Consider the following 16,781-nt stretch of genomic DNA (forward strand, 5'->3'; position numbering starts at 1 on the left):
GAGGTAGGCGGGTTTGCCGGTGATGGCGTAGCCGGGGGGGAGGGTTGGTTTGGGGGTGGGGAGGGGGATGGTTTGCCAGAATTGTGTGGCGAGTACTGCGGGGTTGGTGGCGAGGGCGGGGGGGATGGGTGTGGTGGGGCAGGGTCCGTAGGTTTGTAGGAGTTTTAGGGATAGTTGGTCGTTTTCGTTGCCGATGGTGTTGACGAGGTTGGGGCCGGTGGTTTGGGTGAAGGTGACGCAGAGTTGGCCGGTGGGGCCGGGGGCGACGTTGGGGGTGTAGATGATGTTCGCGGGCGGGATGGTCGTGGCCGGCGCAACTGGATGAGCAGTCGCAGGAGTTGCTGGTTCCGCCACCGCTCCCGGCACGGCAGCCGTTACCGTGCCCCCACACTCGATCGTTCCGTACATCCCGCTGAGACAGCTTCCACCCTGGGGCTCGGCACCGGAGGCTGTCGGCGAGGGGCCGAGCAGGAAGACTGCGGTGATGGTCCAAGCCGCAGCGATCAGCCGGCGCACGGGTTCGGGGGCACAGTTGGCGGCGGTGTGGAGAAGGCTTCATTTGCCTGAATAGCCCAGGGAGTCGGGTTGAGGTGTTGCGGGTCATTGCCGGGAGCCTTCGGCGTCAGTTCGTAGTATTCCGCGCCGACAGGTTGCCCCTCTTTCACAAGCACCTTCGAGTAGTCGGTACTTGTTTGCGCAAAAATGCAGGTGGGACTTGCGCTCAGCAGGCGTACCACCCGAGTTACCCGGTCCCCGGGCGGTCTGCGCACGTTGCTGAGGTCTCCGAGTAATCCGTTGGTTGCGACCGACAGCTCCTGGGTGAACAAGGGGTCGTTGAAGATCGCCCTCAGCATCGCGGCCGATGTCTTCGGGAGGGACATGGCGGCCAGGTCCTGACGTGAGACGTCTCCGTAGACGTGGTTGAGCTGTGCGAGCACGGCGTTCACGTAGGCCACGTCGATGGTGGGAGGGATGTTGACCGGGTCGGGGACGGTGGTGGTGGTCGCTGGGGGGAGGGTGGGGGGGGTGGGGGGGGGTGGTGCTGGTGGTGGTCGGCAGGAGAGTGGTGGTGGGGTCGGTGCTGTGGTGGGTGCCGCCGCCGCAGGCTGAAGCCGCGGACGCGGTGAGGATGAGGATCCCGGCCAGCCAGAATGTGCGTCTCATAGCTTCTTGAGGAGTTTCGCGCCCGACGGTCGTCGAGGCAAGGGCGAATCGCGCCGATTGTCACCTCGCAGGGGGAGGTGTCGCAGACATAGCCCAGCAGGCGAATGGACCGCGTGCGGCCATCGGTGCTCAACGCGCAGAACGCGAAGCGGGCGTGAGCCGAACCCCGCTCGTGGCGGGCCGGGAGCGGAGGAAGGGTCTTTCGTCCCTACGGTGCGCCGCCGTGCTGCCGAAGACAGCGAGCGACAAGAGATCTATTGGCACCCGACGCGTCCCGTCCCGGTCGCGGCTACTCACAGAGGATCACGATGACCGCAGTAACCGCAACCGATCCCAACGCCGGGTTCCACGCCCAGAGCGGCGGTCGCCGACGGGGCCTGGCGAGAGTGGCCGATCTGCGCATCGGCGTCCGCCTCGCCGCTCTCGGTGCGGTGCTATGCGCCGTGCTGCTCGGGGTGGGCATCTACACCATCAGCGCGCTGGGTACCGTGAGCGGGCAGGCGCAGTCGATCAACACCAACGGGATCGTCCACCCGAACAACCTGCACCTGGCGCGCTCCTCCATGCTGGAGGCCCGGATGGACTTCGTGAAGGTGGTGGTGGCCGCCGACGAGCACAAGGACACCGCCGCGGCGATCGCCACGCTGCAGCAAGCCGACCAGTCGGTCGACCAGCCCTTCAACGAGTACCGCAGCACGCTGGACCCCGTGAGCAGCACCGACGCATCCAAGCGGGCGGCGATGACCGACGCGGCCAACAACCTGGCGGCGTGGCGCAACCAGAAGGACATCATGCTGGCTTCGGTGGCCAAGGGGAACGGGGCGGGCGCCTACGCCGCCATGGTCGCAGCGGCCCCCTACGGAGCCAAGGTCGGCGCTGACCTCGACGCCGCGGTCGCCAGCGAGAACGCCGAGGCGAAGGGAACCGCCGCCCACGTCCAATCGATCTCGAACAGCACCCGGACGATGGCCATCGGGCTTCTCGTCGGCGGGGTGGTGCTCGCGGCCGCCCTGATCGTTCTGACCACCCTCGGGATCACCAGGCCGCTCCGCAAGGCAGTAACGGTGCTCGACGCGGTCGGCGACGGTGACTTCACCGGCCGGATCGGGGTCGACAGCAAGGACGAGATCGGCCAGATGAGTGAGCCTCCCCTGGAGTCGTAGAGGCATGCTCTATGAGGAGAGCTCATGCCAGAGAGACGAAGGAAGTTCGATGCGGAGTTCAGGGCCGGTGCGGTCCGGATCGTCCGGGAGACCAAGAAGCCGATCGCGCAGGTCGCCCGAGACCTCGGTGTAAACGAGGGCACCTTGGGGAACTGGGTGGCCAGGGACCGGGTGGAGCGCGGCGAGTCGGAGGGCTTGACCGGCGATGAACGCGCCGAGTTGGCCCGGCTGCGATCGGAAGTCGCCGAGCTGCGGATGGAGCGTGATGTCCTCAAGCGATCCGTGGTCCTTTGGGTGAAGGAAGCGACGAGGTGACCGTGACGGACTTCATCGCTGACCAAAGGACCAGCCACGGGGTTCCCCACGCCGTCACCTGCCGGGCTCTCGACGTGTCGGAGGCGTGGTTCTACAAGTGGCGGGACCGGCCGCCGAGTTCCCGCCAGGAGCGTCGTGTGCTGCTTGATGCTGCGGTGGCTGTCTCGTTCCGGGCGTCGGGGGACTCCTACGGGTCGCCGCGTGTGTTCGATGATCTGATCGCAGAAGGGTGGAAGGTGAGCGTGAACACCGTCGCGGAGTCGATGGCGCGCCAAGGGCTGGTCGCTCGATCGAAGAAGCGCCGCAAGAACCTGACCCGCCCCGACAAGACCAAACGGCCGTTCCCTGACTTGTTGAAGAGAGACTTCAGCGCGGTCGCGCCCGATGTGCGGTGGGTGGGCGACATGACCGAGATCGCCACCGACGAGGGCAAGCTGTACCTGGCAACAGTGATCGATCTGTTCTCGCGGAGGCTGCTTGGCTACGCCACCGGGGTCCATCCTGACGCCGAGCTCGCCGCTGACGCCATCCGGATGGCCGCCGCCATCAGGGGTGGGACGGTCACGGGCGTGATTTTCCACACCGACCGAGGCTCGACCTACACGGCGAACGATTTCACCGCCTTGTGCCGTCGACTCGGGATCGTCCAGTCGATGGGCCGGGTCGGCTCGTGTTTTGATAATGCCGCCGCTGAATCGTTTTTCTCGACATTGGAACACGAAGTCCAATCCCGTCACCATTTCGCGACGAGAGCAGAAGCACAAACAACAATAGTGTCGTGGGTGGTCGACTTTTACAACTCTCGCCGGCGTCACAGTTCCGCAGGAAGGCAATCGCCTATTGACTTCGAACGCCTATACGCTAATATGGAAGCAGCATAACGGAACCCTCCACGATCCGAGGGGAAGCTCAGAGCGCATCGGTGGACCGTCTGGCTGACAAGCTGGCCACCGCGTTGCGCTCCATCGACGAGGAGGCCACCAGCCTGGCTGCCTCCTCCGACCAGCTCTCGTCGGTGTCCGCCCTCATCGCCAGCAACGCCGAGGAGACCTCCGCTCAGTCGTCGACGGTGTCGGCCGCCGCCGAGCAGATGTCAGCCAGCGTGGAAGGCGTGGCCGCGGCCACCGAGGAGATGTCGGCCAGCATCGCCGAGATCGCCAAGAGCGACGGCGACGCCGCCGCGGTCGCCGCCGGCGCGGCCGATGAGGCAGCTCGGACCAACGAGTCGGTGGGCCAGCTGGCCCGGGCGTCGGTTGAGATCGGTGAGGTCGCGCAGCTCATCGCCTCCATCGCAGACCAGACGAACCTGCTGGCCCTCAACGCCACGATCGAGTCCGCTCGGGCCGGTGACGCCGGCAAGAGCTTCGGTGTCGTCGCCAACGAGGTCAAGGAGCTGGCCAAGCAGACCGCCGACGCCACCGCCCAGATCACCAGCCGGATCGACGCCATCCAGGGCTCGGCCAGCGAGGTGGTGGCGGCCATCGGCCGGATCAACGCGGTAATCGACAAGATCAACGAGTCGCAGAACACCATCGCCGCGGCCGTCGAGGAGCAGACCGCCACCGCGAACGAGATCGGCCGCAACGTCAGCGAGGCTGCCAACCGGACCTCGGAGATCGCCCGCAGCATGACCGACGTGGCGTCGGCCACCAACCAGACCGCGGAGGGCACCACCCAGTCCCAGGTGGCTGCCGACCAGCTGGCCCGGGTCGCCGGCGAGCTGCAGCAGCTCGTCGGTCAGTTCCGTTACTGACGGGCGGGGGTCACGCCTCGCGCATCACTCTCGCCGCGGCCGCCCGGGCCTTGGGTCCCGTGGTGACCGCGGCGACGAGGGAGATGGCGATCCCGCAGCCCGCGGCGAGGTACCAGCCGGCGTGGCTGGCGACGGTGAACGCCGAGTCGACCGCCGCAGCCAGCGCCCCGCCGGCGCCGCCCGGCAGGTGCAGCCCGGTCGCGCCGATCCCGGAATGGAGCAGGGCGGCGTGGGTGGCGGCGGGTAGGTGGAACGGAGCCAGCCGCGGCGCCAGCAGCCGGTGGAAGCGAGTGGTGACGAGCGACCCGACCAGTGCGACACCCAACACGTTCCCGGTCTGGCGGCTGGTGCTGGCCACCGCGGCGGCCACGCCGGACTGGGACTGGGGCATGCCGGCCACGGCCGTGTTGGTGATCGGAGGGTTGACCAGGCCGAAACCCAAGCCGAGCAACAGGTAGCCGACGGCTAGGAGCAGGTACGGGGATGTGGCCCGGTCGGCGGCGAGCACCAGCGCACCCCCGGCCAGCAGCACGCCGGCGCCGGTCAGGGGCACGCGGCTGCCTCGCGCCGCGACCATCCGCCCGCTGAGGGGAGCGACGACCGCGATGACGATGGTGGCGGGCAGGGTCGACACGCCAGCCATGAGAGCGGAGTCGCCTCTCACCTCCTGCAGGTAGAGGGTGTTGAGGAAGAGGAAGCCGGCCAGGATCAGGAACGCCAGCGTCGCGATCGTCGCGGCACCCGAGAACGGAGGCGAGCGGAAGAAGCGGACCTCGAGCAGCGGTTCCAGTCGCCGGCGCTCCACGGTCACCAGGGCGATCATTGACACCGCGGCCACCGCGAACAACCCGGCGATGAGCGGCGAGGTCCATCCGTGGTCCGGTCCCTCGATGATCGCGAAGGTCAGCGACGACAGGAGGGCGATGGTGATGAGCTGCCCAGGGGGGTCGAGCCGGCGGGGCTTAGCGGCGCGGGACTCAGGCACTGTGCGCGCCGCCAGGTAGGACGCTACGACGACGACGGGGATGTTGATCCAAAACAGCGCCCGCCAGCCGATGGTGTCGATGAGCAGGCCGCCGATGATCGGGCCCGACGCCGCGCTGATGCCGAAGATCCCGCCCCAGACGCCGATGGCCCGGGCCCGCTCCTTCGGTTCGGTGAAAACGCTGGTGATGATCGACAGGCTGTTGGGATTGAGCATCGAGCCTCCCACCGCCTGGAGCATCCGGAACGCGATGAGCGAGCCCAGGTTGGGGGCCAGCGAGCAGGCCAGCGACCCGATCCCGAAGATCACCAGACCGATCTGGAACAACTTTCGCCGGCCGAACCGGTCTCCGAGAGAGCCCGAGAGCAGCAGCAGCGAGGCGATGACCAGGGTGTAGGCGTCGATGGTCCACTGCAGGCCGGCCACGCTGGCGTGCAGGTCCCGCTGTATGGCGGGCAATCCGACGTTGACCACCGTGGCGTCGAGGCTGACGATGAACAGGCTGAGGCTGCAACAGGCCAGGATCACGTTGCGCCGGTGGCGGTCCGCGACTACCTCGTCGGGGGCGGCGGGCTGGTTTGGGGGAGGGGACATCGGCCCGCAGAGGCTACCTGCGCACCGGCCATTTTCCTTACCTATGCGTATTACATTGCGGGCCCACTGGATGTTGGCGGTGTAACATGACGGTGATGCTGACGATGGTCCCGGGCCCCGACCGCCTGCCCGACTCGCTGCCGACCGATCGGGTGTCGGCGTCGGGCAAGCTCCGCCCCGACATCCGCGAGGGGCTGCGGCGTGTCGACGGCCGCCGCAACGCGCTCACCGTCGCCGGCGCGTGGGCGCAGACCTTCGGGGTGATCGCGGTCGCGGCCTGGGTCGACCGGTGGTGGGCGTTCGTGCTGGCGTTCGTCCTCATGGGCCGCGGCTTCGCGCTTCTCAACATCCTCGGCCACGAGGCGGCCCACCGGTTGCTGTTCGGCCGCCGGTCGGTGAACGACAGGGTGGGGAAATGGGCCTTGGCGTACCCCGGGCTGGTGCCCATCGACATCTACCGGCGCTCGCACATGGCCCACCACCGCGACGAGATGGGACCGGAGGAACCGGACCTGGGGCTGTACCGCGGCTACCCGGTCACCTCAGCGTCGTTGCGCCGCAAGCTGACCCGCGATCTGGTCGGGATCTCCGGATGGAAGAACCTGAAGCCGCTGCTGAAGGCGCTGACCAAGCCGGGGTCGCGCCGGCCGGCGGGGGAGATCGTGGCGACCCAGGCGGTCATCGCCGCGGTGCTCACCGCCGGCGGAGGCCTGGCGTTCGGGGTGTGGTGGCTGTACCCGGTGCTGTGGCTGGCGCCTTGGATGACCCTGTGGCGGGTCAACAACCGCCTGCGGGCGCTGGCCGAGCACGGGGGGATGATCCGTTCCTCCGACCGCCGGCAGACCACCCACGTCGTGCGCCAGCGGCCGCTGGCCCGGTTTTTCATGGTGCCGTACCACACCGGCTGGCACCTCGCTCACCACGTGGACGCCGGGGTGCCGTGGCGGAACCTGCCGGCGTTCCACGACGAGTTGGTCGCGGCCGGGTGGATCACTCCGGCCATCGAGTACCGCAGCTACCTGGCGCTGTGGCGGGCGCTGTCGTCGCGTCCCGCGGAGCAGGGGCTGGCTACAGCTCCCGGCGCAGCAGCGCGGTGAGGTCGGCCTCGAAGGTGGTGTAGCGACGGCGGAGGGTCGCTCCGGGCCATTGGCGGGGGAGCAGCTCGAAGGGCAGGAGCGGGTCGTCGCGAAGGTGGGCGACGACCGCCGCGGAGATGGTGAAGTGCAGCGCCGGGCCCGGCCGGTCGTCCATGGCCGCCGTCAGCTCCAGGGCCCGGGCGGCCCAAGCATCGAGGTCCCACAGCTGGCCGGCCAGGCCGGCGGGATCGTCGAGGGGCCCGGTCCGGGCGATGCGGGCGCCGGCCTGGGCGACGTCGGGCAGCCGGCGGCCCAGGTTGGCCGGGCGCCCCCAGACGCCGTCGCGCCACTCGGCCATTCGGAGCGGACCCGTCAGCGCGCTTGCGTTGGCCTTGGCGTCGGCGCCTCGAAGCCGGGGACCGGCGAGGATCAGCTCCCAGCTGCCGTCCCAGTCGAGGATGGCGGCGGCCCGGCCCTCGTCTTGGCGGCGTTGGCGCTCTAGGAGTCGCCCGGCCAGCCGGTAGCGCCCGCCGCCGGCTTCGACGTCGCCGTCCGCGGCCATTCGCGACAGGGCCACCCGGATGGTGCCGTCGGGGATCCCGAACAGGGCACCGGCTCGGACCAGCGCCCGCACCGGGAGCTCGGGCGGGTGGGTGCCGAGAAGAACCGACAGCAGCACCGACCGGGCCGTCAGCGGTCTCAGGCCGAGCCGCTCGTCGGTGGTGACCGACCCGCTCACCGCTCCCGCCGGCCCCGGGCCACGCCGATCCGGTAGCCGGCGTAGCCGGAGACGGCGATCGCCGCCACCAGCTCTACGACGCGCAGGACAGCGAACACCAGCCCGGCGACCGCCCACACCACGCCCAGCACGGCGAGCACGCCGAGCACCAAGAGCAGGACCGAGGGGGTGAAGCCGACCCGCCTCGGCGACCGGCGTGGAGAGTCGGCCGGGCGGCCAGCGCCGACCGAAGGGTGGGGTCCGGGCGTGATCGGCGTCCCGGGGGCGGCGCCGGGCGCGGTGGCGGTCCCTTTCGGGGAGGTGATCCCGGCCCGGCCCGGAGCGAGGGCCTGGCAGATCAAGCAGCGATCGGCGGGGTAGCCGTGCGGGCATGTCTGGGGCACGTCACCATCCTGACCGCTGCCGCCGCCGGGCGCAGCACCATCCGGGTCGACGGGCTGATCGGCGCCGGCAGCCCGGCGGCTGGCTGGTCAGGCGCCGACGCGGCGGATCTCGCCTTGCTCCCACGCCAAGGCGCACGCGGTGGAGCAGAAGCGGTGGACGCTGCCGTCGCTGCCGAACCGGGTCGCCAACCCGGTGACCTCTGGTAGGCGCAGCCCGCACTGCGGGTCGGTGACGGTGACCGCGGCGATCCCGACCTCCAGCCGGCACGCCTCGAGCGGCCGGTCGAAACCCTGCACCGGGTAGGGGATCGGCTCGCTGGCCGCGACCCACCTCGGGGCCAGGCTGGCGACCTCCCGGGTGCCAAGGACCTGCCCCGGAGCGGCGACGTCACACAGCCGCGAAGCGACGTTGGTGGCCCGACCGATGTAGTCGTCACCCTCGAACATGATCACCGCGCCGTGAGCCAGACCACCCCGGATCTGCAGCGGCACCGCCTCGGAGTCGGCCCCTGATGCCACTTCGAGCACCATCGCAACGGTGGCTTCTACGTCGGCGGAGGACAGCATGGCGCCGTCACCCAGCCACTTGGCCAGGCGCACCCCCCGCCGGGCGGCTATCTCTCGCAGGCGGGTGCGGAAGTTGGCCAACACGACGACGGTGTGCTCGTCGCCGTGGCGTTCGGTGAACGCAGTGAACCCACAAAGGTCCACAAAACCGAAACAGCGCTCGACCCGCACGTCTACACCCTCACTAGTCGACCCCGGACCGCATCACCGTAGCGGCCGGCGGGGCCGGGTCAGCCGATGCGGACGGCCTGGACGAACCAGGAGCTCAGCGGGACCACGTGGACGGTCGCGCCGGTGTAGGGCGCCTCGACGATGTTGCCGCCCCCGATGTACATGGCGACGTGCTCTCCGGGATCGGAGGGGAACACCAAGTCCCCGGGCTGCAGCTGGGACATCGAGATGTGGATGCCGTCAGCGAACTGCGCGCCGCTGTAGTGGGGCAGCGAGATGCCCACCTGCTCGTAGGCCCACATCACCAGGCCGGAGCAGTCGAAGGTGCTCGGACCGGACGCACCCCACACGTAGGGGTCGCCGAGACGGGTCAAGGCGGCGGACACCGCGCCCGACGCCCCGGCTCCGGGAGGCGGAGCCGGGTTGGACGGGGCGGCGGGGCCGCGGCCTCCGCTGGTGGTCCCGCCCCGGCTGACCGCAGGAGCGGCCTGGGTCGATGCTCGGGCCGCGGCGCTGGCCGCCGCCTGCTGGGCGGCGAGCTGCTGGGCTTGCTGCGCAGCTCGCTGCTGGGCGGCCGCCTGGGCCGCGGCGGCCGCCGCTGCGGCCTGCTGGGCCTGGATCTGCGCGACCAACGTGGCGATCTGACCCTGGTCTTGCTGGTATGCGCCCTGCAGCTGGCTCTGGGTGGCGGCGACGTCCTGGCGGGCCTTGCTGACCTGGGCAACCTGCGCCTGGGCCGCGACCAGCGCCTGCTGCAGGGTGGCCTTGGCCGTCTTGTCCTGCACCGCGGCCAGCCGGTACTGGTCGAGGGCGTCGCGCTGCGAGGCGGCCAGGCTGTCGACGTACTCGGCACCGAGCAGGCTGGCGGTCGCGGTCCCGAGGGTCGAGGCGCCCTGGAGGGCCCTGGTGGTTCCCCCGCCGGTGTAGGCATCGAGCGCCTCCGCGCTCAGCGCACCCCGAGCCTTAGCGGTGGCGGCGTCGGCGGCGGCGAGGGCGGTGGTGGCCGAGGCCACCTTCGCGTTCGCGGTCTGGGCGGCGAGGGTGGCGGCGTCGTACTGCTCGCCGAGGGCCCCTTCCTGCTGCCCCAGAGTCTGGATCCGGGCGGCAAGAGTCTGGGCTTGGGCTCGCAGGCTGGAGAGCTGGTCGGCCGAGGCGTTGGCCCCGACGCTGTAGCCAGCCCCGGCGGCGACAGTGCTGGCCGCTACCAGGATCCGTACCGCGTGTCGACGGAAATTCCACGTGCACGTAGTCACAACGGGAGGTGACGTTAGGCAACGGGGCCGCCCGAGGTCAAGGATGCCCGCTATCAAGGCCCCGAAACCGGGGTGCAAAGTGGTCCGATTCGACGGCAAGAGCGCATGCGCCCTACTGGAGATGTACCCACCCGAAGGACGACTACACGCCCAATGAGCAGGCAAAACGCGAAGATCCCCGGCCGGCGGCCGGGGATCTGCGCGCTCAAAACGACAAAACGACCAAACCGGTGGGAGGTTCGGCCGCCTAGCGAGTCAGGACAGCCGTTCGACGACCATCGCCATGCCCTGGCCTCCTCCGACGCACATCGACTCGAGCCCGATGGTCTTGTCACCGTCCTCCAAGCCGTTGATCAAGGTCGTCATGATCCGGGCGCCGGTCATCCCGAAGGGGTGGCCGAGGGCGATGGCCCCGCCGTGGACGTTGAGCTTGTCCCAGCTGATACCGAGCTGGGCGGCGGAGGGGACGACCTGGGCGGCGAACGCCTCGTTGATCTCCACCAGGTCCACGTCGTCGATGGTCATCCCAGCGCGGGCCAGGGCCTGCCGGCACGCCTCCACCGGGCCCAGCCCCATGATCTCTGGGTTGAGGGCGGTGACCCCCGACGACACGATGCGCGCCAGCGGGCGGATGCCCAGCTGGCGGGCCTTGGTGTCGCTCATGACGACCACGGCGGCGGCACCGTCGTTGAGCGGGCAGCTGTTGCCGGCGGTGATCTCGCCGTCGGGGCGGAACACCGGCTTCAAGTTGGCCAGCCCCTCGACTGTCGTGCCCGGCCTCGGCCCGTCGTCGCGGCTGACGGTGGTGCCGTCGGCGAGGGTCAGGGGACTGATCTCCCGCTCGAAGAACCCGTTCTCCTGCGATTCGACGGCCCGCTGTTGCGACAGGGCCGCGAAGCGGTCCATCTCCTCGCGGCTGACCTTCTCCAGCTCCCGGACGTTCTCGGCGGTCTGGCCCATGGCGATGTAGATGTCGGGGAGGCCAGGCGACTCCGACCAGGGGGCGGCACCGCCGAGCGAGCGGGTAGCGGAGCGCTCCACCGCCTCCGCAAAGCGGGGGTTCTCGGTGTTGGGCATGCCGTCGGACATGCCCTGGCTGAAGCGGCTGACCGCCTCCACGCCAGCCGCGATGAACACGTCGCCCTCGCCGGCTTTGATGGCGTGGGCCGCCATGCGGATGGTCTGCAGCGACGAAGAGCAGTAACGGTTGACCGTCGCTCCCGGGACGTGTGGGAGTCCGGCGAGGATGGCGACGACCCGGGCCATGTTGTAGCCGGCCTCGCCGGCGGGCTGGGCGTTTCCGAGCAGCAGGTCCTCGATCAGCGCGGGATCCAGCGACGGGACCTTGGCCAGCGCAGCGGTGACCATCTGCGCCGCCATGTCGTCGGGCCGCAGGCTGGTCAGCGAACCCTTGAACGCCCGACCGATCGGGCTACGGGCGGTTGCGACGATGACAGCCTCGGGCATGGTGCCTCCAGGTGAGGAGCCGCCGGCGGAAGCGGCGGACAAGGGGGTGGATGCAGGGGAGGCCGCCGTCGGCGGGCAGCCCGGGTGGGCACCCTGCGGCACCACTGCGGTGCCAGGTCTGACTGTACCAACGGCCGCTGGTATCCAGGCAGCTCAGCTGGCCAGCGCCACCGGTGCCCTCAGCGCGGCCAGCTCGACGGTGAGGCCGGATCCTTGCAGCGCGTCGAGGAGCCGGGTGACCGGCGGGCACGACGTGCCGGCGACCACAGGCGAGCCGCCGGCGGCCCGGACCAGACCGCAGGTGATGGCGACTGCGTGCAGGCCGGCGGTGTCAACGAAGTCCAAACCGGAGAGATCCACCGTGACGATCCCGGGTTGGCCCTCGCCGAGGATCATCCCCAGGCTGATCAGTTCGCGGCCGGTGGAGAGGTCCAGGGCGCCGCGAACACCGAGGGTCCATCCGTCGCCGGAGCAGTCGACGTCGATCTGGAACGTGCCGGGTGAGGTGGTGGCGAGCATGGCGTTTCCGCCTTTCACTGGTGGCTGGTGAAGGCCAGTCCAGCGCGGCTGGCTGAAGGCTCCCTTGGGTGCAGCTGAGAACCGGTGAAGAAGCGGCCCCGCGCCTCCAGCTGCCCTTCGGGCGGCGGGCGGGCGCGGGATACGCTTGGGGGCATGACGGATATCGGCCTCGCACCGGTTCAGTCCGACCCCGCCCTGGAGGGCGACCACGAGCGGATGGCCCACATCGTGCTCGAGGGCGTGACCACCACGGAGGGTGAGTTCGTGTCGGCGGGCAACTCGGTGGTCGAGGGGATGATCAACGGCACGGCCGTCAAGGCGCTGTGCGGCAAGATCTGGGTTCCCGGCCGCGACCCCAAGAAGTACCCGCTCTGCCCGACCTGCAAGGACATCGCCGAGTCGATGGGCTGGAAGGTGCCGGCCCAATAGCAGCCGCCCCGGGGCGGATCACACCTCGGGCGGGAAGGGATCGCCGGCGTCGATCGCCCGGCGGAGCTTCATGACCTTGGCCGGGCGGCCGGCGCCGAGAGCGGCCACGACGCGCCCGTCGCGACCGAACGCGACGAGCCATTTGGTGCCGGTCCCGTCGTCGTCGAGCATCGCGACGTCGTCGCCGGGCGCCGCCCGCCCCACCATCTGGAGCTTGACGCCGAGCTGGTCGGACCAGAAGTAGGGCACCGGTGCGAACGGCGCCGCCTCGTCGCCGCGCAGCAGTGTCTTGGCGGCGGCGTCGCCCTGCTCGACGGCGTTGGTCCAGTGCTCGACGCGCACCGGCAACAGCTGCCCGGGCTGGTCCCAGCACGCCACGTCGCCTGCGGCGACGACGTCGGGTAGCGGCCGGCCGCCGGCGAGGACCCGCAGGCGGCTGTCGCATCTCACCCCGTTGGCCAGGTCGACGCCTGACCCCTCCAGCCAGCCCACGTTCGGGCTGACCCCGACACCGACGACGACCACGTCGGCGGCCACGAGCCGCCCGTCGGCGAGGCGCACCGCCTCGACGCCGTCGACGCCCTCCAGCGAGTCGACGCCGATCCCGGTCTCCACCTTGATGCCGCACTGGCGGTGGCGGGCGGCGATGCGAGCCCCCATGGCCGCGCCGACGGCCCGCTCCAGGGGGACCGGAAGGGCCTCGATGACCGTGACGTCTACCCCGAGGTCCCGGCAGCTCGACGCCACCTCCAGGCCGATGAACCCGGCGCCGATGATGGCCACTGACGTCGGGCCGGCCCGCAGGTCGGCGCGCAGCGCCACGGCGTCGTCGAGGGTGCGCACGACATGGACCCGAGACAGGTCGCCGAGCGCCGGGAGCCGGCGGGCGTGGGCGCCGGTGGCGATGACCAGCCGACCCCATTCCAGCTGCTCGCCGCCGGCCAGCGTGACCCGGTGACCGTCGAGGTCCAGCCCGGTGGCCGCGGTGGCGAGACGCCACTCGACGCCGAGATCTGCGGCCACCTCCAGGCGGGTCAGCTCGGCGGGGTCCCGGTCGCCGTCGGTCAGCACCTTCTTGGAAAGCGGCGGCCGGTCGTAGGGCATGTGGGCCTCCGCTCCGACTACGACGATCTCCGTGTCGTCGCCGTCCAGGCGGAGCGCCTCAACGGCTCGCAGGCCGGCGAGGGACGCTCCGACGACGACCGTCGGTGCGCTCACGGGCGGGGAGTCCAGACGGCGAGGGTGGAGGGCATCGCCGAGACCCTATTGCCACCGTCACCAGGTCGTCCTCCTCGCCGGCGGCGCGCCCGGCGCCCCAGGGGTGACTAGTCACGCGGGGCGGGTGCGAGCAAAGCGCGCCGCTACACGCGGAAAGGGGAAGCGCGGCGCGACGCCCAGCCCGCTTCGCCCCCGCCCGCTCAAGGTGCCCCCTCGATCACCCCGACACAAGGGATGTCCCCGGAGCTTCGCTCGAAGCCAAGGAGCCCCCCGTTGCGATCCATCCCCCGTCGTACCCCGTCCCGGTCGTGCCGTGTCGGCCTCGCCGCGTCGGCTTTGCTGGCAGCGGCCGGCGTCGCCGTTCCCGTCGCCCAGACCGGAGCCGGTCTCGCCGCGGCGCCCACCACCGCGACCCGTCCCGCGGCGCCTGCCGTCCACCTGACCAACTCGGAGGTGCCGCCGGTCGGTGCCCGCCGCCCCGGCCCGGCCCACGCCGCCGAAGCCAACGTGTGGGGTCACGTCGCGGTGGCCGCCGCGCCGACCCCCGACGGGCGCGGCTTTTGGGTGGTGTGGGCCGACGGGTCGGTCAGCGCGCTCGGGACCGCCAAGTGGTACGGGGACATGGCCGGCCACGCGCTCAACGCCCCGATGGTGGGCATCAGCGCCTCGCCGGACGGCGCCGGCTATTGGCTGCTCGGACGCGACGGCGGGGTGTTCAACTTCGGCGACGCCCCCTTCGACGGGTCCACCGGCAACATCCACCTCAACGCCCCGGCGCTGCAGATGACGACGCCGGGCATCCAGCCCGGCTACTACTTCGCGGCCGGCGACGGCGGCGTATTCACCTTCGGCGGAGCCCCGTTCTACGGGTCGACCGGCAACATCCGTCTCAACAAGCCGGTGGTGGGCATGGCCTCGACCAGCTCAGGCAGCGGCTACTGGCTGGTCGCCTCCGACGGGGGGATCTTCCCGTTCGGGCAGGCCGGGTTCTACGGCTCGACCGGCAACGTCCGCCTCAACCAGCCCGTCGTCGGGATGGCGCCTACGTCGACCGGCCACGGCTACTGGCTGGTGGCGGCCGACGGCGGGGTGTTCACCTTCGGTGACGCCGCCTTCCACGGGTCCGCGGTCGGCATGACCAACGGGGCCCAGGTCGTGGGCCTGGTCGCCGCCAACGACGGCGGCGGCTACTGGGTGATCCTCTCCAACGGCGGCGTGCTGTCCTTCGGGAACGCACCGCAGATCGCCGGGGCGCCGGGCGCCCCCGCCCCGTCGGCGGCCACCTCCAGCCACTACACCTTCGAGGTCACCAACAGCAGCGGCCAGCCCGCTCGGTGGAACTCCTGCGAAGCGGTCCCCTTCGCGGTGGTGACCCCCGGCGCGCCGGCCAACTGGCTGGCCGACGTCACCGACGCGGTGAGCCAGGTGTCGGCCGCCACCGGCCTGTCTTTCGTCGACGAGGGCGCCTACTCGTCGCTCTCCGCCGTGCCGAGCAGCGCCAAGGTGACGATCAGCTGGGCCCCCAGCCTGAGCGGCTCCGACGCGGTCGGGCTGACGACCTACTACTACATCCTCGATTCCCGCTTCGCCCCCCAGATCACCGGCGCCAAGGTGCAGATCCTCTCGTCGCTGTCGAGCGGGCTCGGGATGTCGGGCGAGATCCCGGTGCTGCTCCACGAGCTGGGCCACGCGGTCGGCCTCGGTCACTTCGCCGGTGCCGACGTCATGAACCCGGTCGATCAGGGCTACTCCTCCTACCAGCCCGGCGATCTGGCCGGCCTGAGCCGGGTCGGCGCGGCCCAGGGGTGCAGCGGCTTCTACAGCTGACCGCCGGCCCCGACGCGGGAATGGCGCAGCTCGGGGTTCCGGTTGGGCCACCATGGGGCGGTGCGCACAACCGGAGCCGGCCGACCCGGCGAGCCTGATCCCGACGGGACCCAGGCTGATGGGAGCGACCCGGCCGCGTGGTTCGCCGCCGTGCTGCCAGCCGAGTGGCGGGGCGGTCCGCCCACCGTCGAGGTCGACAACGACGAGATCCTGGTCATCGTCCACCTCCCTGACCCGCCGCCCGGCTCGCCGGGAGGAGGCAGCTTCGGGCCTGGGGACCAGGCCCGCATCGAATGGTTCCGGGCCCAGACCCGCGACGAGCGCATGGCGCTGGCGGCGGACGCGGAGGCCCGCTTCGGGCGCAAGGTGTCTTGGGGGGCGTGCGCCGGCGAGATGGCGGCCACCTTCACCATGTCGTCGGTCCCGGTGATGACCAGGCTGCGCATGCCCGAGAGGCGGGTGCTCGACACGCTCATCGACGCTGGCGTGGCCCGCAGCCGCAGCGAGGCGCTGGCCTGGTGCGTGCGCCTGGTCGGCGACAACGAGAAGGAGTGGATCGCCCGGCTGAGGGACGCGTTCGCGGCGGTCGAGGCGGTACGCGACGAAGGGCCGGCGGCCCGCCGTCGCGGGTAGGTCGGGCTAGCTGGCCGGAGCCGCGATGCTGTCGAGGGCCTGGGTGAGGGTGTTCCACGACAGGGTGGCGCACTTGATCCGCACCGGGAACTTGACCACCCCTTGGAGGGCCTCCAAGTCGCCGAGGGCTACCTCGGGTTCGACCGGTCCGCCGTCGTCGCCGTCGAGCCGGGCCTCGTGGACCGACATCATCGCCTTGAACGTGCGGATCACGGCGCGGGCCTCCTCGAGCGAGCGCCCTTTGACCGCGGTCGACATCATCGAGGCCGACGACTGGCTGATCGAGCAGCCCTGCCCGGTGAGGCGCAGGTCGGTGACTGTGTCCCCGTCGACTTGCACGTAGACGGTGATCTCGTCGCCGCACAGCGGGTTGAACCCGGTCTCGGCGTGAGCCGGCGGGACGGGCAACTCGCCGCGGTTGCGGGGGTTGCGATAGTGATCGAGGATGATCTCCCGGTAGAGATCTTCGAGGCCGGGCACGGGGCTCCTTGACTACAGGTGGTGGGCAGCAGAGGTCTGGGAAAG

At 70.6% G+C, this 16,781-nt stretch carries 18 protein-coding genes and 1 pseudogene; 8 read left to right on the plus strand and 11 right to left on the minus strand.

Going from position 1 to position 16,781, the window contains the following annotated elements; all coding sequences use genetic code 11:
* Both K6U06_RS07655 and K6U06_RS07660 read right to left on the minus strand, forming a co-directional pair.
* A pseudogene (locus K6U06_RS07655) lies at positions 1-354 on the minus strand (hypothetical protein); the annotation flags it as partial.
* 149 nt (positions 355-503) lie between these two features.
* Positions 504-956, minus strand: coding sequence for a hypothetical protein (locus tag K6U06_RS07660; RefSeq protein WP_262321329.1), 453 nt, complete (start codon positions 954-956; stop codon positions 504-506).
* Positions 957-1,472: 516 nt separating this feature from the next.
* On the opposite strand from K6U06_RS07660, the gene K6U06_RS07665 reads away from it, so the two are divergent.
* Genes K6U06_RS07665 through K6U06_RS07680 form a run of 4 tightly spaced genes read left to right on the plus strand, consistent with a single transcriptional unit; the run spans position 1,473 to position 4,395 of the window.
* Positions 1,473-2,327 carry an MCP four helix bundle domain-containing protein gene (locus K6U06_RS07665; RefSeq protein WP_262321330.1) on the plus strand — a complete coding sequence of 285 codons (855 nt, stop codon included), beginning with the start codon at positions 1,473-1,475 and terminating at the stop codon, positions 2,325-2,327.
* 24 nt (positions 2,328-2,351) lie between these two features.
* Positions 2,352-2,642, plus strand: coding sequence for a transposase (locus K6U06_RS07670; protein WP_262321331.1), 291 nt, complete (start codon positions 2,352-2,354; stop codon positions 2,640-2,642).
* Positions 2,639-3,523, plus strand: coding sequence for an IS3 family transposase (locus K6U06_RS07675; RefSeq protein WP_262321332.1), 885 nt, complete (start codon positions 2,639-2,641; stop codon positions 3,521-3,523). Before K6U06_RS07670 ends, K6U06_RS07675 begins: the two co-directional genes overlap by 4 nt.
* Positions 3,524-3,564: 41 nt before the next feature.
* Entirely contained in the window at positions 3,565-4,395 is an 831-nt protein-coding gene (locus tag K6U06_RS07680) for a methyl-accepting chemotaxis protein (RefSeq protein WP_262321333.1), read from the plus strand.
* A 10-nt stretch (positions 4,396-4,405) separates the two neighbouring features.
* Here K6U06_RS07680 and K6U06_RS07685 read toward each other — a convergent pair whose 3' ends face one another.
* Positions 4,406-5,974 (minus strand): MFS transporter, encoded by a 1,569-nt coding sequence (locus K6U06_RS07685; protein WP_262321334.1) that lies wholly within the window; start codon positions 5,972-5,974, stop codon positions 4,406-4,408.
* Between the two features lie 95 nt (positions 5,975-6,069).
* Here K6U06_RS07685 and K6U06_RS07690 point away from each other — a divergent pair, with 95 nt between their 5' ends.
* Complete coding sequence (locus K6U06_RS07690) at positions 6,070-7,071, plus strand: fatty acid desaturase family protein (RefSeq protein WP_262321335.1); 1,002 nt, start codon at positions 6,070-6,072, stop codon at positions 7,069-7,071.
* On the opposite strand, the gene K6U06_RS07695 is transcribed toward K6U06_RS07690, so the two are convergent.
* The 6 genes from K6U06_RS07695 to K6U06_RS07720 all read right to left on the minus strand — a co-directional run bounded on the left by K6U06_RS07695 (position 7,043) and on the right by K6U06_RS07720 (position 12,149).
* A complete protein-coding gene (locus tag K6U06_RS07695) occupies positions 7,043-7,789 on the minus strand; it encodes a hypothetical protein (RefSeq protein ID WP_262321336.1) in 747 nt (248 codons plus the stop codon). The two genes, K6U06_RS07690 and K6U06_RS07695, sit on opposite strands and share 29 nt — an antisense overlap.
* Positions 7,786-8,172, minus strand: a complete 387-nt coding sequence (locus K6U06_RS07700) for a hypothetical protein (RefSeq protein ID WP_262321337.1) — start codon at positions 8,170-8,172, stop codon at positions 7,786-7,788. Before K6U06_RS07700 ends, K6U06_RS07695 begins: the two co-directional genes overlap by 4 nt.
* Before the next feature lie 87 nt (positions 8,173-8,259).
* Positions 8,260-8,910, minus strand: coding sequence for an adenylate/guanylate cyclase domain-containing protein (locus tag K6U06_RS07705; protein ID WP_262321338.1), 651 nt, complete (start codon positions 8,908-8,910; stop codon positions 8,260-8,262).
* 59 nt (positions 8,911-8,969) lie between these two features.
* Positions 8,970-10,163, minus strand: a complete 1,194-nt coding sequence (locus tag K6U06_RS07710; protein ID WP_262321339.1) for a C40 family peptidase — start codon at positions 10,161-10,163, stop codon at positions 8,970-8,972.
* A gap of 255 nt (positions 10,164-10,418) precedes the next feature.
* Entirely contained in the window at positions 10,419-11,630 is a 1,212-nt protein-coding gene (locus K6U06_RS07715; protein WP_262321340.1) for an acetyl-CoA C-acetyltransferase, read from the minus strand.
* A 153-nt stretch (positions 11,631-11,783) separates the two neighbouring features.
* On the minus strand, positions 11,784-12,149 hold the full coding sequence (locus K6U06_RS07720) for an STAS domain-containing protein (RefSeq protein WP_262321341.1): 366 nt from the start codon (positions 12,147-12,149) through the stop codon (positions 11,784-11,786).
* Positions 12,150-12,302: 153 nt separating this feature from the next.
* On the opposite strand from K6U06_RS07720, the gene K6U06_RS07725 reads away from it, so the two are divergent.
* Positions 12,303-12,578 carry a DUF3039 domain-containing protein gene (locus K6U06_RS07725; protein ID WP_262321342.1) on the plus strand — a complete coding sequence of 92 codons (276 nt, stop codon included), beginning with the start codon at positions 12,303-12,305 and terminating at the stop codon, positions 12,576-12,578.
* Positions 12,579-12,596: 18 nt separating this feature from the next.
* Here the strand turns inward: K6U06_RS07725 and K6U06_RS07730 are convergent, their stop codons facing one another.
* Positions 12,597-13,796, minus strand: a complete 1,200-nt coding sequence (locus K6U06_RS07730; RefSeq protein WP_262321343.1) for an NAD(P)/FAD-dependent oxidoreductase — start codon at positions 13,794-13,796, stop codon at positions 12,597-12,599.
* A 273-nt stretch (positions 13,797-14,069) separates the two neighbouring features.
* On the opposite strand from K6U06_RS07730, the gene K6U06_RS07735 reads away from it, so the two are divergent.
* Positions 14,070-15,623: a hypothetical protein gene (locus K6U06_RS07735; RefSeq protein WP_262321344.1), complete on the plus strand. Its 1,554-nt coding sequence runs from the start codon at positions 14,070-14,072 to the stop codon at positions 15,621-15,623.
* Between the two features lie 60 nt (positions 15,624-15,683).
* Positions 15,684-16,256: a hypothetical protein gene (locus tag K6U06_RS07740; protein ID WP_262321345.1), complete on the plus strand. Its 573-nt coding sequence runs from the start codon at positions 15,684-15,686 to the stop codon at positions 16,254-16,256.
* A gap of 6 nt (positions 16,257-16,262) precedes the next feature.
* On the opposite strand, the gene sufU is transcribed toward K6U06_RS07740, so the two are convergent.
* Positions 16,263-16,736: a Fe-S cluster assembly sulfur transfer protein SufU gene (sufU, locus tag K6U06_RS07745; protein ID WP_262321346.1), complete on the minus strand. Its 474-nt coding sequence runs from the start codon at positions 16,734-16,736 to the stop codon at positions 16,263-16,265.
* Positions 16,737-16,781: the final 45 nt, after the last annotated feature.

Origin of the sequence: Acidiferrimicrobium sp. IK, from assembly GCF_025499425.1 — a bacterium.
In the GTDB taxonomy this organism is placed as follows: Bacteria; Actinomycetota; Acidimicrobiia; order Acidimicrobiales; family Palsa-688; genus Acidiferrimicrobium.

Bases quoted from the DNA above. Each gene is read 5' to 3' on its own strand.
- K6U06_RS07665 (WP_262321330.1), top strand. From the start codon at position 1,473: ATGACCGCAGTAACCGCAACCGATCCCAACGCCGGGTTCCACGCCCAG.
- K6U06_RS07670 (WP_262321331.1), top strand. From the start codon at position 2,352: ATGCCAGAGAGACGAAGGAAGTTCGATGCGGAGTTCAGGGCCGGTGCG.
- K6U06_RS07685 (WP_262321334.1), bottom strand. From the start codon at position 5,974: ATGTCCCCTCCCCCAAACCAGCCCGCCGCCCCCGACGAGGTAGTCGCG.
- K6U06_RS07690 (WP_262321335.1), top strand. From the start codon at position 6,070: ATGCTGACGATGGTCCCGGGCCCCGACCGCCTGCCCGACTCGCTGCCG.
- K6U06_RS07715 (WP_262321340.1), bottom strand. From the start codon at position 11,630: ATGCCCGAGGCTGTCATCGTCGCAACCGCCCGTAGCCCGATCGGTCGG.
- K6U06_RS07720 (WP_262321341.1), bottom strand. From the start codon at position 12,149: ATGCTCGCCACCACCTCACCCGGCACGTTCCAGATCGACGTCGACTGC.
- K6U06_RS07725 (WP_262321342.1), top strand. From the start codon at position 12,303: ATGACGGATATCGGCCTCGCACCGGTTCAGTCCGACCCCGCCCTGGAG.